This is a genomic window from Cytobacillus sp. QJM3NY_8 (assembly GCF_056173585.1).
In genome coordinates, this window is record NZ_CM149681.1 from 1,902,540 (window position 1) to 1,926,699 (window position 24,160).

At 41.0% G+C, this 24,160-nt stretch carries 25 protein-coding genes; all 25 read left to right on the forward strand.

The window, feature by feature from the left end; genetic code table 11:
- Positions 1-4: 4 nt before the first annotated feature.
- Positions 5-1,357 carry a signal recognition particle protein gene (gene ffh, locus AC0VZ9_RS09915; protein WP_009330785.1) on the forward strand — a complete coding sequence of 451 codons (1,353 nt, stop codon included), beginning with the start codon at positions 5-7 and terminating at the stop codon, positions 1,355-1,357.
- 110 nt (positions 1,358-1,467) lie between these two features.
- Positions 1,468-1,740 (forward strand): 30S ribosomal protein S16, encoded by a 273-nt coding sequence (rpsP, locus tag AC0VZ9_RS09920; protein ID WP_009330784.1) that lies wholly within the window; start codon positions 1,468-1,470, stop codon positions 1,738-1,740.
- An 11-nt stretch (positions 1,741-1,751) separates the two neighbouring features.
- Positions 1,752-1,982: a KH domain-containing protein gene (locus AC0VZ9_RS09925; RefSeq protein ID WP_009330783.1), complete on the forward strand. Its 231-nt coding sequence runs from the start codon at positions 1,752-1,754 to the stop codon at positions 1,980-1,982.
- Between the two features lie 442 nt (positions 1,983-2,424).
- On the forward strand, positions 2,425-2,811 hold the full coding sequence (locus AC0VZ9_RS09930; protein WP_009330782.1) for a YlqD family protein: 387 nt from the start codon (positions 2,425-2,427) through the stop codon (positions 2,809-2,811).
- A gap of 12 nt (positions 2,812-2,823) precedes the next feature.
- Positions 2,824-3,345, forward strand: a complete 522-nt coding sequence (gene rimM / locus AC0VZ9_RS09935; RefSeq protein ID WP_009330781.1) for a ribosome maturation factor RimM — start codon at positions 2,824-2,826, stop codon at positions 3,343-3,345.
- Entirely contained in the window at positions 3,345-4,082 is a 738-nt protein-coding gene (gene trmD, locus AC0VZ9_RS09940; RefSeq protein ID WP_282140492.1) for a tRNA (guanosine(37)-N1)-methyltransferase TrmD, read from the forward strand. The genes rimM and trmD overlap by 1 nt, the downstream gene beginning before the upstream one ends.
- 137 nt (positions 4,083-4,219) lie before the next feature.
- Positions 4,220-4,564 (forward strand): 50S ribosomal protein L19, encoded by a 345-nt coding sequence (gene rplS, locus AC0VZ9_RS09945; protein ID WP_009330779.1) that lies wholly within the window; start codon positions 4,220-4,222, stop codon positions 4,562-4,564.
- A 199-nt stretch (positions 4,565-4,763) separates the two neighbouring features.
- A complete protein-coding gene (gene lepB, locus AC0VZ9_RS09950; RefSeq protein WP_009330778.1) occupies positions 4,764-5,315 on the forward strand; it encodes a signal peptidase I in 552 nt (183 codons plus the stop codon).
- A 42-nt stretch (positions 5,316-5,357) separates the two neighbouring features.
- Positions 5,358-6,230 (forward strand): ribosome biogenesis GTPase YlqF, encoded by an 873-nt coding sequence (ylqF, locus tag AC0VZ9_RS09955; protein ID WP_009330777.1) that lies wholly within the window; start codon positions 5,358-5,360, stop codon positions 6,228-6,230.
- An 86-nt stretch (positions 6,231-6,316) separates the two neighbouring features.
- Entirely contained in the window at positions 6,317-7,096 is a 780-nt protein-coding gene (locus AC0VZ9_RS09960; protein ID WP_009330776.1) for a ribonuclease HII, read from the forward strand.
- Positions 7,097-7,107: 11 nt separating this feature from the next.
- Positions 7,108-8,967: a hypothetical protein gene (locus tag AC0VZ9_RS09965; RefSeq protein WP_475397310.1), complete on the forward strand. Its 1,860-nt coding sequence runs from the start codon at positions 7,108-7,110 to the stop codon at positions 8,965-8,967.
- Complete coding sequence (locus AC0VZ9_RS09970) at positions 8,964-9,260, forward strand: EscU/YscU/HrcU family type III secretion system export apparatus switch protein (RefSeq protein WP_009330774.1); 297 nt, start codon at positions 8,964-8,966, stop codon at positions 9,258-9,260. Before AC0VZ9_RS09965 ends, AC0VZ9_RS09970 begins: the two co-directional genes overlap by 4 nt.
- 304 nt (positions 9,261-9,564) lie before the next feature.
- On the forward strand, positions 9,565-10,725 hold the full coding sequence (gene sucC / locus AC0VZ9_RS09975; protein WP_009330773.1) for an ADP-forming succinate--CoA ligase subunit beta: 1,161 nt from the start codon (positions 9,565-9,567) through the stop codon (positions 10,723-10,725).
- Between the two features lie 132 nt (positions 10,726-10,857).
- Positions 10,858-11,760: a succinate--CoA ligase subunit alpha gene (gene sucD / locus AC0VZ9_RS09980; RefSeq protein WP_009330772.1), complete on the forward strand. Its 903-nt coding sequence runs from the start codon at positions 10,858-10,860 to the stop codon at positions 11,758-11,760.
- Positions 11,761-11,874: 114 nt separating this feature from the next.
- The gene (dprA, locus tag AC0VZ9_RS09985; protein ID WP_009330771.1) at positions 11,875-12,750 is read left to right on the forward strand and encodes a DNA-processing protein DprA; all 876 of its coding nucleotides are present in this window, start codon (positions 11,875-11,877) and stop codon (positions 12,748-12,750) included.
- Between the two features lie 499 nt (positions 12,751-13,249).
- Entirely contained in the window at positions 13,250-15,325 is a 2,076-nt protein-coding gene (topA, locus tag AC0VZ9_RS09990; protein WP_009330770.1) for a type I DNA topoisomerase, read from the forward strand.
- A 247-nt stretch (positions 15,326-15,572) separates the two neighbouring features.
- Complete coding sequence (trmFO, locus tag AC0VZ9_RS09995) at positions 15,573-16,880, forward strand: FADH(2)-oxidizing methylenetetrahydrofolate--tRNA-(uracil(54)-C(5))-methyltransferase TrmFO (protein ID WP_009330769.1); 1,308 nt, start codon at positions 15,573-15,575, stop codon at positions 16,878-16,880.
- A 64-nt stretch (positions 16,881-16,944) separates the two neighbouring features.
- Positions 16,945-17,847 (forward strand): tyrosine recombinase XerC, encoded by a 903-nt coding sequence (gene xerC / locus AC0VZ9_RS10000; RefSeq protein ID WP_019381760.1) that lies wholly within the window; start codon positions 16,945-16,947, stop codon positions 17,845-17,847.
- Between the two features lie 72 nt (positions 17,848-17,919).
- A complete protein-coding gene (gene hslV / locus AC0VZ9_RS10005) occupies positions 17,920-18,462 on the forward strand; it encodes an ATP-dependent protease subunit HslV (protein ID WP_009330767.1) in 543 nt (180 codons plus the stop codon).
- Positions 18,463-18,480: 18 nt separating this feature from the next.
- The gene (gene hslU, locus AC0VZ9_RS10010) at positions 18,481-19,884 is read left to right on the forward strand and encodes an HslU--HslV peptidase ATPase subunit (protein WP_475397311.1); all 1,404 of its coding nucleotides are present in this window, start codon (positions 18,481-18,483) and stop codon (positions 19,882-19,884) included.
- Positions 19,885-20,020: 136 nt separating this feature from the next.
- Positions 20,021-20,800 (forward strand): GTP-sensing pleiotropic transcriptional regulator CodY, encoded by a 780-nt coding sequence (gene codY, locus AC0VZ9_RS10015; protein ID WP_009330765.1) that lies wholly within the window; start codon positions 20,021-20,023, stop codon positions 20,798-20,800.
- Positions 20,801-21,230: 430 nt separating this feature from the next.
- Positions 21,231-21,626: a flagellar basal body rod protein FlgB gene (gene flgB, locus AC0VZ9_RS10020; RefSeq protein ID WP_009330764.1), complete on the forward strand. Its 396-nt coding sequence runs from the start codon at positions 21,231-21,233 to the stop codon at positions 21,624-21,626.
- Positions 21,627-21,628: 2 nt separating this feature from the next.
- Complete coding sequence (gene flgC, locus AC0VZ9_RS10025) at positions 21,629-22,081, forward strand: flagellar basal body rod protein FlgC (protein WP_009330763.1); 453 nt, start codon at positions 21,629-21,631, stop codon at positions 22,079-22,081.
- 12 nt (positions 22,082-22,093) lie between these two features.
- Positions 22,094-22,399, forward strand: coding sequence for a flagellar hook-basal body complex protein FliE (gene fliE, locus AC0VZ9_RS10030; RefSeq protein WP_009330762.1), 306 nt, complete (start codon positions 22,094-22,096; stop codon positions 22,397-22,399).
- Between the two features lie 152 nt (positions 22,400-22,551).
- Positions 22,552-24,153, forward strand: coding sequence for a flagellar basal-body MS-ring/collar protein FliF (gene fliF, locus AC0VZ9_RS10035; protein ID WP_475397312.1), 1,602 nt, complete (start codon positions 22,552-22,554; stop codon positions 24,151-24,153).
- Positions 24,154-24,160: the final 7 nt, after the last annotated feature.

The following is a 24,160-nucleotide window of genomic DNA, read 5'->3' on the forward strand; positions in this document are numbered from 1 at the left end:
ATATATGGCATTTGAAGGATTGGCCGACCGACTGCAAAATACAATTCAGAAGATCCGCGGAAAAGGCAAAATCAATGAAGCGGATGTAAAAGAAATGATGCGTGAAGTCCGTCTCGCCCTTTTGGAAGCGGACGTAAACTTCAAAGTCGTCAAAGAGTTTGTCAAAAAAGTCAGCGAACGTGCTGTCGGACAGGAAGTATTAAAGAGCCTGACGCCAGGACAGCAAGTCATTAAGGTTGTTAAAGAAGAATTAACGGAACTGATGGGCGGAGAGCAAAGCAAAATTGCTGTCTCCAATCGTCCCCCGACAGTCATTATGATGGTCGGTCTTCAGGGTGCCGGTAAAACGACTACAACCGGAAAGCTTGCAAACCTGCTCCGCAAAAAGTATAACCGCAATCCTATGCTGGTTGCTGCAGATATTTACCGCCCTGCGGCGATTAAACAGCTCGAAACACTTGGCAAACAGCTTAATATGCCGGTCTTCTCCCTTGGTGATCAAGTCAGTCCTGTTGAAATTGCAAAACAGGCAATCGCAAAGGCAAAAGAGGATCATCATGATTATGTTCTGATCGATACAGCAGGAAGGCTGCATGTGGATGAAGCCTTAATGGATGAGCTAAAGCAAATCAAAGAGCTTTCCAATCCAGATGAAATCTTCCTTGTTGTAGACGCCATGACTGGTCAAGATGCGGTTAATGTAGCGCAAAGCTTCAATGATCTGCTGGGTCTTACTGGGGTTGTCCTGACGAAGCTGGATGGCGATACTCGAGGCGGTGCCGCTCTATCCATTAGATCCGTAACAAACACGCCGATTAAATTCGTCGGTCTTGGGGAAAAACTGGATGCGCTTGAAGCGTTCCATCCAGAACGGATGGCGTCCCGTATATTAGGTATGGGAGATGTCCTATCCCTAATTGAAAAAGCACAGGCCAATGTGGATGAAGAAAAGGCAAAAGAGCTTGAGCAGAAGATGCGCACGGCTTCTTTCACATTCGATGATTTTTTGGATCAGCTTGGTCAGGTCCGCAGCATGGGACCGCTCGATGAGCTGCTGAAAATGATGCCTGGTGCAAACAAAATCAAAGGCTTGAATAATATCCAAATCGACGAGAAGCAAATCACTCATGTTGAAGCGATTATTAAATCGATGACGAAGGAAGAGAAAACTCACCCTGAAATCATCAATGCAAGCCGCCGCAAACGGATTGCCAAGGGAAGCGGAAGAACCGTGCCTGAAGTTAACCGTCTGCTGAAGCAATTTGAAGACATGAAAAAGATGATGAAGCAAATGGCTGGCATGCAGCAAAAAGGCAAGAAAAAAGGCGGATTTAAGCTTCCTTTTAACCCTTTTTAAGCTGTCAGCAAAGCTTTTCATAAGATGTAAAGAAAAAAACCTTTACAAACTAATTAACAATCTGATATTATACTATCTTGTGTGAAACTATTCGGAGGTGCTTATTTAAAATGGCAGTAAAAATTCGTTTAAAGCGTATGGGTGCTCACAAAAACCCTTTCTATCGTATTGTTGTAGCTGATTCTCGTTCTCCTCGTGACGGACGTTTCATTGAAACAGTAGGAACTTACAACCCGGTTGCTCAACCAGCGATCGTTGAAATCAATGAAGAGTTGGCTCTTAAATGGCTTCAGACAGGTGCTAAGCCATCTGATACAGTACGCAACCTTTTCTCTAAGCAAGGCATTATGGAGAAATTCCATAACGCTAAAAACGGTAAGTAATTCATTATAAGATGAAAGAGCTTATCGAAACGATTGTTAAGCCCCTAGTTGATTTTCCGGAAGATGTTCAAGTGAATGTCCAAGAAGAGGATCAGCGCGTAACCTATCAGCTTTCCGTCAACAAGAATGACATGGGGAAAGTAATTGGGAAGCAAGGGCGCGTTGCGAAAGCAATACGGACCGTTGTCTATGCAGCAGGTTCATCAGAACAAAAGAAGATCTTTTTAGAGATCATAGAATAATTATCCTGCATTGAGCAGGGTATTACCAAAAAAAGGAGGGGCTTCCCCTCCTTTTTTTACAATCTAAAAAATCCTGCTGTTTGAACTTTATTGTCCTCTGATTTAAAATATTATTCAATCTGCTGAGTTGATTGGAGTGGAGGGGCATTTGATCCTCGAAAATGCTGACGCATTTCCTTTGTGCGGTGTAATTTCGTGGAAGCTTATCAAATTTCCTGCGGGAAGTAAGGAAAGTGAAAGACCTCACAGGCAGGCGAAGCCGAGGAGGCTCTCATCTCTCCCAGCGGAAAGCAAGTGACCCGTTCTGAAATCAGCGGGCAGAATATATAAAGTAACACAGCATTACACCAGAAAAGTTAAAATATAAACATCGCCAACTAAGAATTTGACAGCAGTCAGTAAAGCCGTTTTTTTAATCGGATCAATTTGGGAGGCGCTGTACGTGAACATCATTCAATCGGTTACAGTTAAGCAGGTGCTGACAGAGAACAGCAAGAAAGAACTGCTGGAAGGCTATATGGCCAAAAAAAAGCAGCTGCAGAAAGAAAGTGATCAGCTGAGGTTTGAACTGAAAAAACAGGAAAAAACCAAAAAACTGCATCCGGCCAGTCTAAAAAAGCATTTTGAAAAGGAAATTCAAATGAGGCAGGAAAAAGTCCAGCTGCTCGATTTTCAAATAGAACAATTACATATGCTACCGTTAGGAAGCGAATTGAAAGAAAAAGAAGTCCAGGCGATTATTGAGGTTCAAAAGGGTACCCGCTGGGAAGACATAGAAAAAGGGAAAACCATCATCATAAGAGATGGAATTGTTGATGAAATACGCTAGAGGTGATAGTACATGCAGAAATGGTTCAACGTAGGAAAAATCGTGAACACCCATGGCATAAAAGGGGAAGCAAGGGTCATTTCCAAAACAGACTTTGCAGAGGAAAGGTATAAGCCGGGAAATAAACTTTATTTGTTCATGCCTGATACAAAAGGTGATCCAATTGAGCTGACAGTGAAAACTCACCGTACCCATAAAACATTCGATTTGCTTACCTTTGAAGGATACGAAAATATTAATGGGATTGAAAAAATGAAGGGCGGCATCCTGAAAATTTCGGAAGATCAGCTAGGCGATCTTGAAGAAGATGAGTTTTACTACCATGAAATCATAGGGTGTACTGTTGAAACGCTTGATGGAGCGGAAGTAGGTAAAATCAAGGAAATTCTTTCTCCTGGAGCAAATGATGTATGGGTAATCAAAGCAAAAGGCGGGAAGGAAATACTGATCCCGTATATTGAAGATGTTGTTAAGGAAGTTAATGTGAAAGACAAACTTGTGAAAATTAATGCGATAGAAGGATTGCTTTCATGATGAATATTGATGTGCTCACTCTGTTTCCTGAAATGTTTGAAGGCGTTTTTGGACATTCCATCCTAAAAAAAGCGGCTGAAAATGAAGCAGTGAATTACAACGTGGTCAACTTTAGGGAATATGCCGACAATAAGCACAAAACCGTAGATGATTATCCATATGGCGGAGGGGCGGGAATGGTTTTAAAACCCCAGCCCATATTTGATGCTGTAGATGATCTTCGCAGTAAAAGCGGGGCGTCCCCGAGGGTTATTCTCCTGTGTCCTCAAGGAGAACGCTTTACACAGAAGAAAGCTGAAGAGCTTGCTGAAATGGATCACCTGATTTTTGTTTGCGGACATTACGAGGGGTATGATGAAAGAATACGTGAACATGTGGTAACCGATGAAATTTCGATTGGTGATTTTGTGCTGACTGGAGGAGAGCTTGGAGCCATGGTCGTAATCGATAGTGTTGTCCGTTTGCTGCCAGGTGTATTGGGCAACGAAGAATCACACATAAAGGACTCTTTCAGCACAGGTTTTCTTGAACACCCTCATTACACCCGTCCAGCGGAATTCAGGGGCATTAAAGTGCCGGATGTCCTCATGTCAGGGAATCACCGCCTTGTCGACGAGTGGCGAGCCAAAGAATCCTTAAGAAGGACATATTTAAGGCGTCCTGATCTTCTTGAGGATGCAGAATTAACAAAAGAACAGCAAAAGTGGCTGGATGAAATTAAAAAAGAAGATAAATAACATTGAAGTTGCCGTCCAAGTATGGTATGATACTTTTTGTGACTTAGGCTGAACTTGTTCAGTTTTCGTCTGATAAAGATGTTCCGCTGCAAACATATAGGTTGTGCAAGAGCGTCTGCTGAGAGGAGTTGAAAACGATGCAAAAACTAATTGAAGAAATCACAAAAGAACAGCTTCGTACTGACCTTCCGTCTTTCCGTCCTGGTGATACTGTACGTGTACACGTAAGTATTGTTGAGGGAACTCGTGAGCGTGTTCAGGTATATGAAGGTGTTGTGATTAAGCGTCGTGGTGGTGGAATCAGCGAAACTTTCACAGTTCGTAAGATTTCTTACGGTGTAGGCGTTGAGCGTACATTCCCTGTACACACACCTAAGATTGCGAAGCTTGAAGTTATCCGCCGCGGTAAAGTCCGCCGTGCGAAACTTTACTACCTGCGTAACCTTCGCGGTAAAAAAGCTCGTATCAAAGAAATTCGATAATAAAGAAAAGAAGGAGCTTGTTAAATCAAGCTCCTTTTTCTTTCATGAAACAGCAGAATATAAATAATATTACATAAATGTTAAATAATATATAAATAAGGTTCCCATCGTGTTTATTAAGAAGAATTTTTGTAAAATAAAAAAGACAACACTTTCCATGCAGATTAATTAATGGCTTAGAAGAATGGTGGGGGATTTAATGGCGAAAAAGAAAAATGAATTGTGGGAATGGACAAAAGCACTTGTAATCGCAGTCCTGTTAGCAGCAGTCATCAGATATTTTTTATTTGCTCCGATTGTGGTTGACGGCTTGTCCATGATGCCAACATTGCATGATCAGGATCGAATGATTGTTAATAAGTTCAGTTATAAGATTGGCGAGCCCGAGCGTTTCGACATCATTGTTTTCCATGCACCTGAAAACAAAGATTACATCAAAAGGGTAATAGGCCTTCCTGGAGATAAGATTGAATACAAAGATGATACTCTTTATGTAAATGGGAAAGCTTATGAAGAGCCTTACCTGGAGGAATATAAAAAGCAGGTAATCGATGGGCCGCTGACAGAGCCGTTTACTTTAAAAGAAAAGATAGGACAGGAAACAGTGCCTGAAGGCCACTTATTTGTAATGGGTGACAACCGCCGCTTCAGCAAGGACAGCCGTCACATTGGCCCTGTTCCGATGGAAGAAGTACTGGGTGATGCCGGAGTAATATACTGGCCTATAGAGGACATTCGAATCGTTGATTGATTCTTTCTTTAATAAATACATATTGGATGGAGGTGACCAGCTGTGACGATCCAGTGGTTTCCCGGCCATATGGCGAAAGCCCGCAGGCAGGTTACAGAAAAATTAAAACTGGTCGATATCATCTTTGAGCTCGTTGATGCAAGGATCCCTTATTCATCACGAAATCCGATGATCGATGAAATTATTCAGCACAAACCGCGGCTTGTTTTATTGAATAAAGCTGACATGGCTGATAAAGAAGCGACAAAAAAGTGGATCAAACATTTTGAAGATAAGGGTATAAGAGCTCTTGCGATAAACTCGCAGGCGGGACAAGGCATGAAGGAAATCGTCTCCGCATCTCAGAGTATTCTTCAGGAAAAGTTCGATCGAATGAAGGCGAAGGGTGTTAAGCCTAGAGCAATCCGGGCAATGATAGTAGGTATTCCAAACGCTGGAAAGTCCACCCTTATCAATCGCCTGGCCAAAAAGAATATAGCCAGGACAGGAAATACCCCCGGCGTTACGAAAGCCCAGCAATGGATAAAGGTAGGGAAAGAGCTGGAGCTTCTCGATACCCCTGGAATCCTATGGCCAAAATTTGAAGATCAGGAAGTAGGTCTTAAGCTTGCTCTGACTGGAGCAATAAAAGATACTATATTAAATCTTCAGGATGTTGCAGTATATGCTCTGCGCTTTCTCGGCCTCAGGTATCCAGATCGCCTGCATGAGAGATATCAGCTTGATGAAATTCCGGAGGATATTGTGGAAGTATTTGATAAAATCGGCAGGCTGCGCGGCTGCCTGATGGGCGGCGGCGAAATTGATTATGATAAGGTAACAGAGCTGGTAATCAGAGAATTCCGTTCTGAAAAATTGGGGCCAATCACTTTGGAATTGCCCGAAGAGATGGGAGTTCGGAGTGAAGCTGAATAATTTAGATGAAGACCTTCTGTTCACAGGAGGCCTTTATTTTTTTGCGGAAATGCCGATACATACATTAGATTGAAATGGAGAAGTTTATGGAAAAATTAACTATTCGTCAAATAGAAGAAAAAATCAAAACAATTAAGTCAGAGGATGACCCTTTCCTTTATTCCATAAAACATGATGAAAGAAAAGGAGTACAGCAGCTATTAGAAAGATGGCATTCCCGAAATCTGCAGCAAAAAAAGATATATGAAAAGCATAAAGAAATGAGTCAGTATGAAGTTCGTTACAGGAGCCAGGGTTTTCAGTTTATTGCCGGAATTGATGAAGTAGGCAGGGGCCCGCTTGCAGGACCAGTGGTAGCTGCAGCAGTTATTTTGCCAGAAGACTTCTTCCTCCCGGGTTTAGATGATTCAAAAAAGGTGCCGGAGAGCAAAAGAGAAGAATTTTCTGAGATAATTAAGGCTAAGGCTGCAGCGTTCAGCGTTGGAATCATTGATCCGGAAGAAATCGACCGCATCAATATATTTGAAGCGACAAAAAAAGCAATGCTTTCAGCAATTGAAGGGCTGAGCCCAAAACCGGACTTCCTGCTTGCAGATGCCGTAAAACTATTAACTCCTTACCCAATGGAAGCTATCATTAAGGGAGATGGCAAAAGCATCTCGATTGCTGCAGCCTCTATCATAGCTAAAGTCACGAGAGACAGAATGATGGCTGAAATAGGTAAAGAGTTTCCTCAATATGGATTCGAGAAAAATATGGGCTATGGGACGAAGGAGCATCTTGAAGCCATCACACTGCATGGAATATCTCCTTATCATCGGAAAAGCTTTGCACCAATAAAAAATCTTATTAGTGAAATAGAATAGAAGGTGAAGGCATGAAGCCGTCTGATATTATCCAAAGAATAATAAGGCATGACCAGAACAATGCAGTAAAAACTGCTGCATTTATACCTGGCCAAATTGTCAGCGGAAAGATAGTAAAGCTATTTCCAAACCAGACGGCAGAGGTGCAAATTGGGTCACATAAAGCGATAGCGCAGCTGGAAATCCCTTTATCAGCCAACATCAGATATTGGTTTAAAGTTGAGCCAGGTGAGGGAATGCTGCGCTTAAAGGTAATGGAATCAGCAGACAGACCAGGTGCGGAAGCCCCGGCTGAAAGCCTTCTAAGACAGCTGGGAATGCAGTTATCCAGAGAAAATAAGATGCTTATTCAATTTTTTCTTAGAGAACAGCTTCCGATTACAGGTGAAACTCTGAAGATGGCATCTGAATGGATCAAGGAAAGCCGATCAGCTGAAGATGGACTGCGGACAGTAAAAGAGCTGTTTATAAGGCAGCTTCCCTTTTCAAAGGATGTTTTTTCAGCGATATCCTCAGTCTTGCATGGGGACTCTCTTTCATCCCTTATGGGGGAATTGCTGGATGAATTAAAGGGTGGTGGTTTATCAACTAAAGGGCAGCAAATATATTCGCTGCTTTTTGATCTGACAAAGACTTCAAGAGAAAAATTGGGTCAGCAGGCGATATACAGATTGTTTTCTGAATGGCTGAATACAAAAAACCAGGCAAGTTCACACACTGCTTTCCAGCTCCTGAAAGTATTGGGGCTGATGCCGGGTGAAACGGCCGAGGATGCGGCTTTAAAGGAGCTTATGGAGGTAAGCATCCCAAATAAACCGATTAGTCATGTCCTGACGGAAATTATGAAAGCAAACGATTCCGGGAACAGGCAGGAATTTATATTGAACTTGGCAAAGCTAAATGGATTTATTGCACAAAGATCGGAAAGCAGTGGACTATCTCAAACTCTGGAAATCTTATTCAATGATATTCGAAATGGAAAGAATTCTTTTCCAGCAGAAAAGAATTTGCTTAACACCCTTTTCAAATCAGCTCTTTCCCACACATTAAATGATGATTTGGACCAATTATTGTCAGATGCTTATGGGATAAAGCAGGCTGCTGTTCAGGCGGGGAGATTACTGGCAGGTGAGAAACCTTTGGCAGCTGCGGCTCTCAATCTGCGGGAAAAGACAATGATGGAAGAACTGAAAAATAGCCTGCAAACAGAGGTTAACCTTACATATGACCAGCGGAATATTCATAGTGAATTGAAGAGAATAATCAGAACATTGGGGCTTTCTTATGAACATGACTTCATAAATTTATTAAAACATTCCGATGAAGGAGCTTCCGAAAAGCTGGATACCCTTAAACCGCTCCTGATGGGCTTTATAAATGAAGAAACTTCGCACATAGCTAAAGATGCAGCTGAACGGCTTCTGCATAAATTAACCGGCTTTCAGGCTCTCTCGCAGGAATCCGGCCCATTGCAGCACTATATTTTTCAGCTTCCTGTTTCTTTATGGGGGAAAATCTCCGATTTGACAATGCAATGGAGCGGCCGCAAAACGGAAGAGGGGAAAATTGATCCCAGCCATTGCCGGGTTATATTTTATTTGAATTTAGAGCATCTGAATGAAACTATTGTCGATCTTCAAGTTCAAAACAGAATTATTAAAATTTCAGTTATTAATGAGCACAAAGAAATAAAGGATTTAACAGCTCCATTTGCCGCTGAACTAAAAGAAAATCTATTAAAATTAAATTATAAGCTGTCCTCTGTTTCAGTCCAAAAGCCGGAGTCTGCAGGGGAGTCACCTATTGGAAAAGATACAATGACATCCATTGTGCAATCAATTCAATTCAGCGGAGTAGATATAAGGATATGAAAAAAGTTCATGATCAAAAAAGGAAAGAAGCGGTAGCATTAACCTATGATCCTGTGAATCAGGGAGCACCAAGGATATCCGCAAAGGGGAAGGGACTGGTTGCTGAAAATATCCTTGTGAAGGCTAAGGAACATGATATTCCGGTTCAGGAAGATCCTGCTCTTGTAGAGCTTCTTGGCAAGCTTAACATCAATGAGGGTATACCGGAAGAACTATATCAGGCTGTTGCTGAGGTGTTTGTTTTTATCTACAGGGCTGATCAGGAAGCCGGGAAGAGGGAAAATGAAGAATAATCTATTCTGGTAAACCAATATGGTTTATTCTCAGTAATTCAATTCGAAGGGATGACACCGGGATTTTACTTGAGTCTAATAAAAAAGAAAACTGTCGAAAAGGCAGTTTTTCTTTATTTTAAAAAAATAATTTTAAAATAAAATAAGTGTAAAACATCTATTATGACAGGGTTTCTGCACTTTTTAATATTTTTAATTTTTAAAGAAATATAATATTTTAGAGTAAATGGTAGACAAGGGTTGTGTCATTTTATAAAATGAAAGCGCAGTTATTTTTTTGAAGAGTTAGATAGGAGGATGGGAAATGAATATACATGAGTATCAAGGTAAAGAAGTCCTCAGACAATACGGGGTCGCAGTTCCGAACGGAAAAGTGGCATTTACAGTAGAAGAAGCTGTTGAAGCTGCTAAAGAACTTGGCACTGAGGTATGTGTGGTAAAAGCACAAATCCACGCCGGAGGACGCGGTAAAGCTGGCGGTGTAAAAGTTGCCAAAAATCTTGACGAAGTTCGTACATATGCAAGTGAAATCCTGGGGAAAACACTTGTTACACATCAAACAGGCCCGGAAGGCAAGGAAGTAAAGCGTTTACTGATTGAAGAGGGCTGTGACATTAAGAAGGAATATTATGTTGGTCTAGTATTGGACCGCGCAACGTCACGCGTAGTTTTAATGGCTTCTGAAGAGGGCGGCACAGAAATCGAAGAAGTAGCTGAACAGACGCCTGAAAAAATCTTCAAGGAAGAAATTGATCCTGTGCTTGGTTTAACAGCATTCCAGGCGCGCAGAATCGCTTTTAATATCAATATCCCATCAAAGCTTGTCGGACAAGCTGTTAAATTCATGATGGGCTTATACAGAGCTTACATTGAAAAAGATTGCTCTATCGCTGAAATCAATCCATTAGTAGTAACTGGAGACGGCAAGGTAATGGCTCTGGATGCAAAGCTGAACTTTGATGGAAATGCTCTTTACCGTCAAAAGGACATCATGGCTCTTCGTGACCTTGAAGAAGAGGATGCAAAGGAAATCGAAGCATCCAAATATGACCTGAGCTATATTTCCCTTGATGGAAATATCGGCTGCATGGTTAACGGTGCAGGATTGGCGATGGCTACTATGGATATCGTCAAACACTATGGCGGAGACCCGGCCAATTTCCTTGATGTTGGGGGCGGTGCAACTGCTGAAAAGGTTACTGAAGCTTTCAAAATCATCCTTTCTGATAAAAACGTAAAAGGTATTTTTGTTAATATCTTTGGCGGAATCATGAAGTGCGACGTCATCGCCACTGGCGTAGTGGAAGCAGCGAAGCAAGTAGGCTTGACTGTGCCTTTAGTTGTACGTCTGGAAGGTACAAATGTTGAATTGGGCAAGAAGATCCTTGCTGAATCCGATATCGATATCATTGCGGCTGAATCAATGGCTGACGGCGCACAAAAAATCGTTTCTTTAGTAGGCTAGGAATCAAAAATGAGCGGCCGTTCAGTGTCTAAGGCATTTGGGGGGATCCGAAAGGCGTGTTTGCCTGAAGAGCTTTTGCTTATGACCTTTGAGTACAGAATGGCACTCTTTAGACCAGAAAGGAGAATTAACGTGAGCGTATTTATTAATAAAGATACTAAAGTTATAGTTCAAGGGATTACTGGTTCAACAGCCCTTTTCCATACTAAGCAAATGCTTGAATACGGAACGCAAATTGTCGGCGGTGTAACTCCTGGTAAAGGCGGTACTGAAGTAGAAGGTGTTCCTGTCTTCAATACTGTGGAGGAAGCAGTTAAGGCTACAGGTGCCAATGCCTCCGTTATCTATGTTCCAGCTCCATTTGCTGCAGATGCAATTCTTGAGGCGGTAGATGCAGAATTGGATCTTGCCATTTGTATCACCGAGCATATTCCTGTATTGGATATGGTTAAAGTTAAGCGTTATATGGAAGGCAAGAAGACTCGCCTTGTAGGTCCTAACTGCCCTGGTGTTATTACTCCTGATGAGTGTAAGATCGGCATTATGCCTGGATATATCCATACTAAAGGTCATGTTGGGGTTGTTTCCCGTTCTGGAACATTGACATATGAAGCGGTACACCAGCTGTCACAGGCTGGAATCGGCCAGTCCACTGCTGTTGGTATCGGCGGAGACCCGGTTAACGGAACAAACTTCATTGATGTATTAAAAGCATTTAATGAAGATCCAGAAACTTATGCTGTAATCATGATTGGTGAAATCGGCGGAACAGCTGAAGAAGAAGCTGCAGAGTGGGTTAAAGCAAACATGACTAAGCCTGTTGTAGGCTTCATCGGCGGTCGCACTGCACCTCCAGGTAAGCGTATGGGCCATGCCGGCGCAATTATTTCAGGAGGCAAAGGAACAGCTGATGAAAAAATCCGTGTTATGAATGAATGCGGTATTCAAGTAGCAGATACTCCATCCGTAATGGGTGAAACCCTGATAAAGGTTTTAAAAGAAAAAGGCCTTTATGATCAGTGTAAAACTCATTAATCTTATTTAAATAACTTAAGAGTAGTCCCTCTGTTTGAGGGACTATTTCTGCATTGCCAAATCGGTTTATCCCCGCACATACCCCGCTTTATAAAAAAATTCAGGAGGCTCCCCATGAATGAATTTAATATGAGGCTCACCCATCTCCATCATTGCAGAGGAATGAGCTGGAAGATGATTTATAACATTCTTAAGAAAGATCCCCAATTAAATTGTATGTATAATCATACCCTTTTTCGAATAATACCCCAGTTATTCACCACCAAAGATTCTCTTTCAAATGTACTCCAAGATCTTCATTCAGATCAAATCCAGGAACAAATTCGCCAATATTCACCAAATGGCATTAAAACCATTACAATTTTTGATAAGGAATATCCGATTCTATTAAAAGAAACGTATCAGCCACCATGGGTTATTTATGCAAGAGGTGATATCAGTCTTCTGAATAGCGGAACCCACCTGGCCGTTGTCGGTTCCAGACAGGCAACAGAGTATGGAGAAAAAGCCATTCAATACATGTTTCCAAAGCTTATCGAAAAAGGGGTTATTATTGTAAGCGGGCTGGCAGCTGGTATTGATGCCATTGCGCATAAGGAAGCAATCAAAAATAAAGGGAAAACAATTGGTGTCATAGCTGGCGGACTGTTCCATATTTATCCTCAGGCTAATCAAAGGCTAGCATATGAAATGATGAAAAATCAGCTGGTTATTTCTGAATACCCGCCAGCCACAAGACCCTCAAGATGGCAGTTTCCAATGAGAAACCGAATCATCAGCGGCATTAGCAGAGGCACATTGATAATCCAGGCTAAAAGCAAAAGCGGCTCCCTTATTACAGCAAACTATGCGGTTCATGAAGGAAGAGAAGTCTTTGCAGTCCCTGGAAATATCTTTAGCCCATTCTCTGGGGGAACTAATGAATTAATTCAGCAAGGCGCTAAATTGGTAAAATCAGCTGAGGAGATCTTAGAAGAATTCCTTTACTAATCAGGAAAATGAAATAGGAGCCTTGCTATAGATTAAGTGCTCCTTTTTCTTACTTCAGCTCATTTTAAATGTGTTAATTTAAAGGATTTTTTACAAAAAGGTTGAAATTCTATTAAAACTGTTATACATTTTGCAACAGGTATTATGGAAAGAAAAAGTCTGCTTCTTTATTCGCTTTAGAATATTTTCTTGGAAACGGTTGCGGAAATAATCCGCTTAAGTTTGACAAACTTGAATAGAATGTAGAATAATAATGAATATTTCAATACTCAAGCAGTAAAGCTGATGATATCAGCAAGCTGGCGAAGAATAAGCAATATTACTTCAATTATGCTATAAGACACTTAAGCCGCTCCTCAGGATGTAAATATCCAACCCAGAGGCTGTTTAATATAGGTTAGTGATAAATGAAAGCAGGCAAGTTTAGCATGTAAAAAATGCAGCATTCAAAGATGATTTTGCCTGAATGTTTAAAAATCCCTCTCAAGGAGGACTACTGATGTCAGAGTTTCTTGTAATCGTTGAGTCACCTGCAAAGGCAAAAACGATTGAGCGTTATTTAGGAAAAAAATATAAAGTTAAAGCTTCCATGGGACATGTCAGGGATCTTCCTAAAAGCCAAATGGGCATAGATGTGGAAAATAATTTTGAACCAAAATACATAACCATTCGTGGAAAGGGCCCAGTTTTAAAGGAACTTAAGTCAGCGGCCAAAAAGGCCAAGAAAATTTATCTCGCGGCTGACCCCGACAGAGAAGGGGAAGCAATTGCATGGCATCTGGCACATAGCCTGGACATGGACGTTACTTCGGACTGCCGTGTTGTTTTTAATGAAATTACGAAAGATGCCATTAAAGAATCCTTTAAGCATCCAAGGCCAATCAACATGGATCTTGTTGATGCCCAGCAGGCAAGACGGATGCTTGATCGGTTAGTCGGTTATAATATCAGCCCATTATTATGGAAGAAAGTGAAAAAAGGATTAAGTGCGGGCAGAGTACAGTCTGTTGCAGTCCGTTTGATTATCGACCGCGAAAAGGAAATTAAGGACTTTATACCAGAAGAGTACTGGTCCATTGACGGAGAGTTCCTAAAAGGAAAAACAGCCTTTGATGCAGCTTTTTACGGGCTGGAGAATGAAAAAGTGGAATTGAAGTCTGAAAGCGATGTTCAAAATATATTAAGTAAAATGAAGGGCAATAAATTTAAGGTGGCATCGGTTACCAAGAAGGAAAGAAAGCGGAATCCTGCCGCCCCTTTTACTACGTCCTCACTTCAGCAGGAAGCTGCAAGGAAATTAAATTTCCGTGCCAAGAAAACCATGATGCTTGCACAGCAGCTTTATGAGGGAATTGACCTCGGCAAAGAAGGAACTGTTGGTTTAATTACTTATATGAGAACTGATTCAACACGCATATCTGAAATTGCGCAAAATGAAGCAGCAGATTATATTCAAAATTCTTACGGAAAAGAATTCCTGCAGGGTGAAAAGAAAAAAGAAAAGAAAAACAGCAACGCCCAGGATGCCCATGAGGCCATCCGCCCGACAAGCACACTAAGGTCGCCTGCAAGTTTAAAAGAATACTTGTCGCGTGATCAGCTTCGATTATACAGGCTCATTTGGGAACGCTTTGTTGCAAGCCAAATGGCACCAGCTGTTATGGACACAATGAGTGTAGATTTAAAGAATGGAGAAGTGATCTTCAGGGCAACAGGCTCAAAAGTGAAGTTCCCTGGATTTATGAAAGTCTATGTTGAAGGTACAGATGATCAGTCAGAGGAAAAAGATAATATGCTCCCAGACCTAAGAGAAGGGGATGAAGTCCTTAAAAAAGACATCGAACCCAAACAGCACTTCACTCAGCCTCCTCCAAGGTATACTGAGGCGAGGCTGGTAAAAACACTTGAAGAACAGGGAATTGGGCGGCCATCCACTTTTGCTCCGACTCTTGACACAATTCAAAAACGGGGTTATGTTGCTCTGGACAACAAACGTTTTATTCCGACTGAACTGGGGGAAATTGTTCTTGAGTTGATCATGGAATTCTTCCCTGAAATCCTTGATATCGAGTTTACAGCAAAGATGGAAAAGGACCTGGACTATGTTGAAGAAGGCAAGGTCAATTGGGTACAGATCATTGATGAATTCTATAAAGATTTTGAAAAGAATCTTGAGATAGCGGAAAAAGAAATGCAGGAAGTAGAAATTAAGGATGAACCTGCAGGTGAAGATTGTGAGCAATGCGGAAATCCAATGGTGTTCAAGATGGGGCGCTATGGAAAATTCATGGCATGCAGCAATTTCCCTGACTGCCGCAATACCAAACCAATTGTAAAGGATATTGGTGTGAAGTGTCCGAAGTGCAAAGAAGGAAATATTATAGAAAGAAAAAGCAAAAAACGCAGGATCTTCTACGGCTGTGACAGATTCCCTGAATGTGACTTTATTTCATGGGATAAGCCGCTGCCAAGAAGCTGTCCTAAATGCGATAACCTTCTAGTTGAGAAAAAACTCAAAAAAGGTGTCCAGGTTCAGTGTGTTGAATGCGACTATAAGGAAGAAAAGCAAAGTTAAGGGTGGGCTTAAATGCTCACTCTTTTCTATTGCGGGATGTGTATCCAGAATACTTCCAGCCGGTGTATTCCTTTTGGTTTGTTTCAAAGTATATTAGCTTCAAATCGTTCACGAAACTTTTTTATTTTTAAATCGTATTGTAAAATGGCAAAATGAATAAGAACAGGGTAAAGTAAGAGAGACTGTTTTTAAAAAATATAAATTAATCATGACATCGTCATCATAAGTATATATGGAGGTTCATTTTATGAAAGATACAGCAGTAAATGTAATAGGAGCGGGATTAGCAGGCAGTGAGGCCGCGTGGCAGCTGGCCAGCAGGGGAATAAAAGTAAAGCTCTATGAAATGAGGCCAGTAAGGCAGACTCCTGCCCACCACACAGATAAATTTGCAGAACTTGTCTGCAGCAACTCTCTGCGTGCAAATACTTTAACAAATGCAGTTGGTGTATTAAAAGAAGAAATGCGGAAGCTGAATTCTGTTATCATTCATTCAGCTGACAGCAGTGCCGTTCCTGCTGGGGGCGCATTGGCAGTTGACCGGCATGATTTTGCCGCTCGTGTTACAGAGCAAGTCAAAAATCATCCGAATGTAACGGTAATCAACGAAGAAGTGACAGATATTCCGGAAGGGCCAACTGTAATTGCTACTGGACCGCTGACAAGTGAAGCCCTATCCGGAAAATTAAAAGAGCTGTCCGGAGAAGATTATTTATATTTTTATGATGCGGCTGCTCCAATATTAGAAAAAGACTCAATCGATATGAATAAAGTTTATTTGAAATCACGGTATGATAAGGGAGAAGCGGCATATTTGAATTGCCCTATGACAGAAGAAGAATTCGACCGTTTTTATGAGGCTCTTACCACGGCCGAAACAGTTCCATTAAAGGAATTTGAAAAGGAAATCTTTTTCGAGGGCTGTATGCCAATAGAGGTCATGGCAAACAGGGGAAAGAAAACAATGCTCTTTGGCCCGATGAAGCCGGTAGGTTTAGAAGATCCGAAAACAGGAAAAAGGCCATATGCAGTTGTTCAGCTTCGACAGGATGATGCTGCCGGAACTCTTTATAATATTGTAGGTTTCCAGACACATTTGAAATGGGGGCCGCAAAAAGAAGTAATACGCTTGATTCCTGGTCTCGAAAATGCTGAAATAGTAAGGTATGGCGTTATGCACCGGAATACATTTATCAACTCTCCAAAAGTTCTGCGCGCAACATATCAATTCAAGAACCGGGATGATTTGTTCTTTGCAGGGCAAATGACAGGGGTTGAAGGGTATGTTGAATCTGCTGCCAGCGGACTTGTGGCAGGCATCAATGCTGCAAGGCTTGTTAAAGGAGAAGATCCTATAGAGTTTCCTCATGAGACAGCGATTGGAAGCATGGCGCGTTATATTACCACTGCTAACCCGAAAAGTTTCCAGCCAATGAACGCTAATTTTGGTTTGTTTCCTGAACTTCCTGAAAAAATCAGAGGAAAAAAAGAAAGAAATGAGAAGCATGCGGAGAGAGCATTAGGAACAATTCAGAACTTTGTGAAAAATTTGTAAATTATGTTGCGTTGGGCTGCTGAGTTGTGATACTATTTAGTAGCCCTTGCGAGGTGAACATTTAATGTCTGAAAATGTGAACGTTTCTTTAAAGTTGTTTATTGAATATTTACAAATTGAGAAAAATTATTCACAATATACTATTGAGCATTACCAGCATGATATTAGTGAATTTTTTATGTTCATGGCTGAACAAGCCATTGCTGATTTAACCAAAGTCGCATATCAGGATGTCAGGATATATCTTACTGAACTTTACGATAAAAAAATGTCCCGTAAGTCAGTTGCCAGGAAAATATCAAGCTTAAGGAGCTTTTTTAAATTTTTGCTCAGAGAAGAAAAAGTCGCTGAAAATCCTTTTGCACTTGTTTCGATTCCGAAAGCGCAGAAAAAGCTGCCGGAATTTTTCTATGAGGCGGAAATGATGCAGCTTTTCAATGCTTGTGAAGCCAGCACTCCTCTAGGGCAAAGAAATAAGGCACTTCTTGAACTATTGTATGCAACCGGCATCCGCGTCAGCGAGTGCAGCCAAATCCGCTTAAAAGACCTGGATATGTATCTATCAACGGTTCTAGTCCGCGGCAAGGGCAGTAAAGAGCGGTATGTCCCTTTCGGAAGCTTTGCCCAGGATGCACTTGACACATACATAAACCATGGACGTAAAAAATTGCTTGCCAATGGGAACGTGCAGGAAAATTTGTTTCTGAATGCCCGGGGTGGTCCGCTTACAGCAAGGGGAATCAGGACTATACTGGATAGAATAATCGAGAAATCCTCCTTAACAGGCAAAATTCATCCCCATATGCTTCGCCACACATTTGCGACGCATTTAATGGCAAATGGGGCTGATATGAGAACAGTTCAGGAATTACTTGGACACGCATTTCTATCATCAACCCAGGTATATACACATGTTACGAATGAATACTTGAAAAAAACTTATATGGCCCATCATCCGCGGGCTTAGCAAAAGAAAGTCAATACCAACTAGTCTGCAGAAAAAAATCAAAGGCAATATGCTCCAAAGGAGGAGTCTTTCATGTCCGAATTTCATGCTACAACAATATTTGCTGTGCATCATAATGGAGAATGTGCAATGTCCGGCGACGGCCAGGTTACCTTTGGAAATGCAGTTGTGATGAAACACACTGCAAGAAAAGTCAGAAAGCTATTTAATGGTAAGGTGCTGGCTGGATTTGCAGGCTCAGTAGCCGATGCATTTACATTATTCGAAATGTTTGAAGGAAAACTTGAAGAGTATAATGGAAACCTTGAGAGAGCAGCTGTTGAGCTTGCAAAAGAGTGGAGAAGCGATAAGGTTTTGCGCAAGCTCGAAGCAATGCTTATTGTTATGAATACGGATAGTCTGCTGCTTATCTCCGGTACAGGTGAAGTGATTGAGCCGGATGATGGAATTCTGGCTATTGGATCAGGAGGCAACTATGCCCTCGCAGCTGGAAGATCTTTAAAGAGATTTGCAGGCGAACACCTGTCAGCAAGAGAAATTGCGAAGGCCTCGCTTGAAATGGCTGCGGAAATATGTGTATATACAAACCACAACATCATTGTGGAAGAACTCTAATAAAAGGAGTGCTGTTGCATGGGTAAAGGAACAAATTTAACTCCCCGCCAAATTGTTGAGCGTTTGGATCAATTTATCATCGGTCAAAAAGATGCAAAAAAAGCAGTCGCTGTTGCACTTAGAAATCGCTATCGCCGCAGCTTGCTTGAAGAAGAATTACGGGATGAAGTAAATCCTAAAAATATACTGATGATTGGCCCGACTGGTGTAGGAAAGACTGAAATTGCGCGCAGAATGGCTAAATTGGTCGGTGCACCATTTGTTAAAGTGGAGGCAACCAAATTCACCGAGGTCGGATATGTGGGCAGGGATGTTGAATCCATGGTCAGGGACCTTGTAGAAACATCCGTCCGTTTGGTTAAAGAAGAGAAGATGGCCAGTGTAAAGGAAAGAGCAGAAGAAAGTGCCAACCGCCGCATACTTGAACTGCTTGTACCGGGTGCCAAAAAGGCAGCTAACTATAAAAATCCTCTCGAAATGCTATTTGGCGGAGGTAATGATCAGCAGCAGGATACGTATCAGACAGAAGATTTAAACCTCCAGGAAAAACGCAAGATTGTAAAAGAGAAGCTTGCTCTTGGCGAATTGGAAAATGAAGTTATTACCGTTGAAGTAGAGGAGCAGCAGCCTTCCATGTTTGATATGCTGCAGGGCTCTGGTATGGAGCAAATGGGCATGAATATGCAGGATGCTCTCAGCAGCCTTATGCCGAAAAAAAGGAAGAAAAGGAAACTGACTGTACGGGAAGCAAGAAAGATCTTAACAAATGAAGAAGCCCAAAAGCTGATTGATATGGACGAAGTCGGCCAGGAGGCTGTATTCCGCGCTGAACAGTCAGGAATTATTTTCATTGATGAAATCGATAAAATAGCTAGCAAAAACAGCGGAGGTTCTTCAGCTGATGTTTCAAGGGAAGGGGTTCAAAGAGACATTTTGCCGGTGGTAGAAGGTTCAACAGTAGTAACCAAATACGGTTCTGTAAAGACAGACCATGTATTGTTTATTGCTGCCGGGGCATTCCATATGGCTAAGCCTTCCGACCTGATTCCTGAATTACAGGGACGTTTTCCGATCCGTGTGGAGCTCACGAAACTAACCGTTGAAGATTTCTACAAAATACTCGTTGAGCCCGATAATGCATTAATAAAACAATATGAAGCATTATTGGTAACTGAAGGTATACAAATTGAATTTTCTGACGATGCTATTCGTAGGATTGCTCAATTTGCTTTCGAAGTTAACCAAAATACAGATAATATTGGTGCTAGGCGTCTTCATACGATCATGGAAAAACTGCTTGAGGATCTATCATTTGAAGCACCGGATATCACAATGGAAAAAATCACAATTACCCCTCAGTATGTTGAGGAGAAACTGGGAGCCATTTCCCGCAATAAGGATTTAAGCCAGTTTATTCTATGACCCATTGTTTAAAGAACCATGTCATAGGGTACACGAGGAATGAATCTTAAATTTTTTACGAATCTTCAAGAAGTAATAAGTTATTTAATCTTAACAAAATATATGTTTATGGTTGTAGCAAATAGGAGGAAATACAATGGATTTATTAACAAAAACAAGAAAAATTAATGCAATGCTCCAAAGAGCGGCCGGAAAACCGGTTAACTTCAAAGAAATGTCAGAAACACTAAGTGATGTAATCGAAGCAAATATCTTCGTAGTGAGCCGAAGAGGCAAACTGCTTGGATTTGCTGTAAACCAGCAAATTGAAAATGAGCGTATGAAGCAAATGCTTGCAGATCGTCAATTCCCTGAAGAATATACTAAAAATTTATTTAACATCCAGGAAACTTCATCAAATCTGGGTGTAGAAAGCGAATATACTGCATTCCCGGTTGAAAACAAGGATCTTTTCGCAAGCGGTTTGACTACTATTGTTCCAATCATCGGCGGCGGTGAGCGTCTGGGTACATTAATTCTTGCCAGATTACAGGAACAGTTCCATGATGATGATTTAATTCTTGCTGAATATGGTGCTACTGTAGTTGGTATGGAAATCCTTCGTGAAAAAGCTGAAGAAATTGAAGAAGAAGCACGCAGCAAGGCTGTTGTACAAATGGCAATCAGTTCACTTTCATACAGTGAGCTGGAAGCGATCGAGCATATCTTTGAAGAGCTTAATGGCAACGAAGGGCTTCTTGTAGCATCAAAAATTGCTGATCGTGTAGGCATTACGCGTTCAGTAATCGTAAATGCTCTAAGAAAACTGGAAAGTGCAGGGGTTATTGAATCCCGCTCTTTAGGTATGAAAGGTACTTATATCAAAGTTCTAAACGATAAGTTTCTGGTTGAATTAGAAAAACTTAAATCTAACTAATATAGTCCTCTAAAACCCGTCCTTAAATGACGGGTTTTTTTATTACAAATAGATTACATAAGCTGTTGGTAAATTTATGCATTTTTATCATTTTTTATAAGGATTTTAGACTTATTTTACATTATAAGCATTTGCCATGTTTATAATAGATAGTTCAAAAGAACCACGAAGAGGATGTAGGTAAATTTCAGTTGGGAGAAAGAATCATGTGCCATTGGTAATTAATAGAAATAAATCAATATAACTTTCAGCATATTTAAAGGATTTGCGGAAAATAGGACAAAAGAATCATTAAAATTAACCTTATGTTCATAGACATATTATTTCATATTCATTACAATAATGTTTATGATGACATAATTTGTCCATTATCACCAAATTTCTACAATAATTACCATGATAAAAATTGTTTTTATATGAGGTGTTATGATTGAAACTGTTTTCAGGCACTATATCAACTTTAGAAAAAGCATTGGATTACTCTTCGCTGAAGCAAAAGGTAATATCTCAAAATATTGCAAATGCAGACACTCCAAACTATAAAGCAAAAGATGCAAGCTTTAAAGAGGCTTTTCAGAGCGCTCTAGAAGGATCAATGGAAGCAAACAAAAGTGACATCAGGCATTACGATTTTAAGAATGGATTATCCTCAGCGCAAGGTGTAATTACAAAACGCAATGCTTCTTACAATCATAATGGCAATAGTGTAGATGTAGATAAGGAAATGGCGGAATTAGCTACAAATCAGATTTACTATAATGCAGTGATTGAACGGGTTAGCGGCAAGTTTTCTAGTCTGCAGAATGTATTGCGGGGAGGAAAATAGTAATGTCTATGTTTCATAGTATGAATAACACAGCATCGGCACTTACTGCCCAAAGGCTCCGCATGGATGTAATTTCTTCTAATATGGCCAATGCGGACTCTACCAGAAGTGTGAATGGAGATGGACCCTACAGAAGGAAATCAGTAGTATTGGAACCGAAAGAAGGACAATTTTCATCTTTTTTAAATATGGCAATGAGCCGAAGAGGCGAAAGCTCTGCAGGAAACGGTGTAAAGGTATCAAGAATTGTAGAAGATCGGGAGACGCCAACTAAAATGGTTTATGATCCCACCCATGCCGATGCTAATGAGGATGGATATGTTGAAATGCCAAATGTGGACCCTTTAAGAGAAATGACGGATCTAATTAGTGCGACAAGATCTTATGAAGCCAATGTAACTGTTTTTAATGCCTCTAAAGGCATGATGATGAAAGCCTTGGAAATCGGCAAATAAGGAGAACGTTAAATGAATAATGTAACTTTTATGCCAGTGAATGCTTTAAAGCCTGCTGAAAATCAAAAGACTCATACATATACAGCATTCGATGCTCAGCAAAGTTTTTCGTCCGTTTTAAAGCAATCAATTGAAAAAATTAATAATGCACAGATTCAGTCAGATGTTATGACTGAAAAGCTAGCAAAGGGAGAAAATGTCGATCTTCACCAGGTGATGATTACATCACAGAAAGCGAGCATTACAATGCAGGCTGCACTGGAAATCAGAAATAAAGTAATTGAAGCTTATCAGGAAGCGATGAGAATGCAAGTTTAATTTTACAGCTGTTCCCTTGGAATAAAAATTAAAAAAATTGAAAGGATCCACTTATGGTGAGATTTTTTCAATTTTTTCATGAATGAAAATGATTAAAGCTAAAAACTAGTTATGGCGGTTATTAGCTTAGACAGAATAACCGGAGGATTGTAATGAATGAGACACTACAGAGATATATAGGTAAAGTGAAAGAATACTGGAGCAGCAGGACAAAAAAACAAAAGACGGTTATGATTGGTGCCGCTGCGATATGTATATTGCTGATTGCGGCTGCCGCATTCCTAAGTACTAGGACTACTCTAGTTCCTCTTTATAGCAATTTAACTCCCTCGGAGACTGGGACGATCAAAGAAAGTCTCGATACCAGGGGCGTTGTATCTGAAATTGCAGATGGGGGAACAACGATCAAAGTACCTGAAGAGGTAGTGGATACTCTGAAGGTAGAACTGGCAGCTGAAGGAATTCCGAAATCCGGAAGCATTGATTACTCATTTTTCAGCCAGAATGCCGGCATCGGTATGACTGAAAACGAATTTAATGTTCTAAAGCTTGAAGCAATGCAGACTGAGCTTGCGAATTTGATGAAAGGGATCGATGGAGTAAACGATGCCAAGGTAATGATTAACCTTCCGGAGAAAGGCATCTTTGTAAATGATTCTTCGGAGGAAGCATCTGCCTCTATTGTTCTTAACACCAAGCCAGGCTATCAATTTGAAGAATCGCAAATCCAGGCGCTTTATCACCTGGCTGCGAAAAGTATACCAAATCTTCCCACTGATAATATCGTCATTACCAATCAGTTTTTTGAGTATTTTGACTTAAAAAATAAACAAAATTCTTCATCAGAAAGCACTTTTGCAGCACAGCACGAAATTAAAAAAGAAATAGAACGCGATGTACAGCGCCAGGTGCAAAATATGCTGGGCACTTTAATGGGGCAGGATAAGGTTGTTGTATCTGTAACCGCTGATATTGACTTCACACAGGAAAACAGGGAAGAAAACCTGGTTACGCCTGTTGATGAAGAAAATATGGAAGGTATAGCTATCAGTGCTCAAAAGATTACGGAGACTTTTACCGGCAATGGCGAAGGGGCAGGAGGAACTCCGGCGCTGGGAGGAAGCGATGAACCAGCTGGGACAGATTCATATGTAGCGACCGGGGATTCAAGCGGTGATTATGAACGGATAGAAGAGACTATTAATAATGAAGTAAATAAAATCCGCAGGGAAATTGTCGAAAGCCCGTATAAAGTCAGAGACCTAGGCATTCAGGTAATGGTGGAGCCGCCGACGGCAGATGATCCTGCATCACTTCCGCAGGAAAGAATTAATGATATTACCCAGATACTTGGGACTGTTGTTCGTACAACCATTAATAAGGATGCTGCAGCTGATGCAGAATTAACAGATGAGGCAATTCAGGATAAGATTGTCGTCTCAGTACAGCCTTTCAATGGTAAAGTTGAGTTCACAAATGAGACAAGCACCAGCATTCCTTGGTGGATTTATGCAATCGGAGGAGTACTGCTTTTAATCATTGTTCTATTAATCTTCCTTTTTGTTAAAGCGAGAAAGAGGCAGAAGCAAGAAGAAGAGATGGAAGTACAAACTGCAGAGACATTCAATCTTCCGGATGTAAATGAAGAGCATGAAACAGAAAGTACAGTGAGACGCAAGCAGCTGGAAAAAATGGCGAAGGAAAAGCCTGAAGACTTTGCAAAACTGCTTCGCACTTGGATCGCAGAAGACTAAGGAGGAT

Excerpts from the sequence above, each read along its gene's own strand:
- ffh (WP_009330785.1), top strand. The coding sequence starts at position 5 with ATGGCATTTGAAGGATTGGCCGACCGACTGCAAAATACAATTCAGAAG.
- rpsP (WP_009330784.1), top strand. The coding sequence starts at position 1,468 with ATGGCAGTAAAAATTCGTTTAAAGCGTATGGGTGCTCACAAAAACCCT.
- AC0VZ9_RS09925 (WP_009330783.1), top strand. The coding sequence starts at position 1,752 with ATGAAAGAGCTTATCGAAACGATTGTTAAGCCCCTAGTTGATTTTCCG.
- rimM (WP_009330781.1), top strand. The coding sequence starts at position 2,824 with ATGCAGAAATGGTTCAACGTAGGAAAAATCGTGAACACCCATGGCATA.
- trmD (WP_282140492.1), top strand. The coding sequence starts at position 3,345 with ATGAATATTGATGTGCTCACTCTGTTTCCTGAAATGTTTGAAGGCGTT.
- rplS (WP_009330779.1), top strand. The coding sequence starts at position 4,220 with ATGCAAAAACTAATTGAAGAAATCACAAAAGAACAGCTTCGTACTGAC.
- lepB (WP_009330778.1), top strand. The coding sequence starts at position 4,764 with ATGGCGAAAAAGAAAAATGAATTGTGGGAATGGACAAAAGCACTTGTA.
- AC0VZ9_RS09960 (WP_009330776.1), top strand. The coding sequence starts at position 6,317 with ATGGAAAAATTAACTATTCGTCAAATAGAAGAAAAAATCAAAACAATT.
- AC0VZ9_RS09965 (WP_475397310.1), top strand. The coding sequence starts at position 7,108 with ATGAAGCCGTCTGATATTATCCAAAGAATAATAAGGCATGACCAGAAC.
- AC0VZ9_RS09970 (WP_009330774.1), top strand. The coding sequence starts at position 8,964 with ATGAAAAAAGTTCATGATCAAAAAAGGAAAGAAGCGGTAGCATTAACC.
- sucC (WP_009330773.1), top strand. The coding sequence starts at position 9,565 with ATGAATATACATGAGTATCAAGGTAAAGAAGTCCTCAGACAATACGGG.
- dprA (WP_009330771.1), top strand. The coding sequence starts at position 11,875 with ATGAATGAATTTAATATGAGGCTCACCCATCTCCATCATTGCAGAGGA.
- topA (WP_009330770.1), top strand. The coding sequence starts at position 13,250 with ATGTCAGAGTTTCTTGTAATCGTTGAGTCACCTGCAAAGGCAAAAACG.
- trmFO (WP_009330769.1), top strand. The coding sequence starts at position 15,573 with ATGAAAGATACAGCAGTAAATGTAATAGGAGCGGGATTAGCAGGCAGT.
- xerC (WP_019381760.1), top strand. The coding sequence starts at position 16,945 with ATGTCTGAAAATGTGAACGTTTCTTTAAAGTTGTTTATTGAATATTTA.
- hslV (WP_009330767.1), top strand. The coding sequence starts at position 17,920 with ATGTCCGAATTTCATGCTACAACAATATTTGCTGTGCATCATAATGGA.
- hslU (WP_475397311.1), top strand. The coding sequence starts at position 18,481 with ATGGGTAAAGGAACAAATTTAACTCCCCGCCAAATTGTTGAGCGTTTG.
- codY (WP_009330765.1), top strand. The coding sequence starts at position 20,021 with ATGGATTTATTAACAAAAACAAGAAAAATTAATGCAATGCTCCAAAGA.
- flgC (WP_009330763.1), top strand. The coding sequence starts at position 21,629 with ATGTCTATGTTTCATAGTATGAATAACACAGCATCGGCACTTACTGCC.
- fliE (WP_009330762.1), top strand. The coding sequence starts at position 22,094 with ATGAATAATGTAACTTTTATGCCAGTGAATGCTTTAAAGCCTGCTGAA.
- fliF (WP_475397312.1), top strand. The coding sequence starts at position 22,552 with ATGAATGAGACACTACAGAGATATATAGGTAAAGTGAAAGAATACTGG.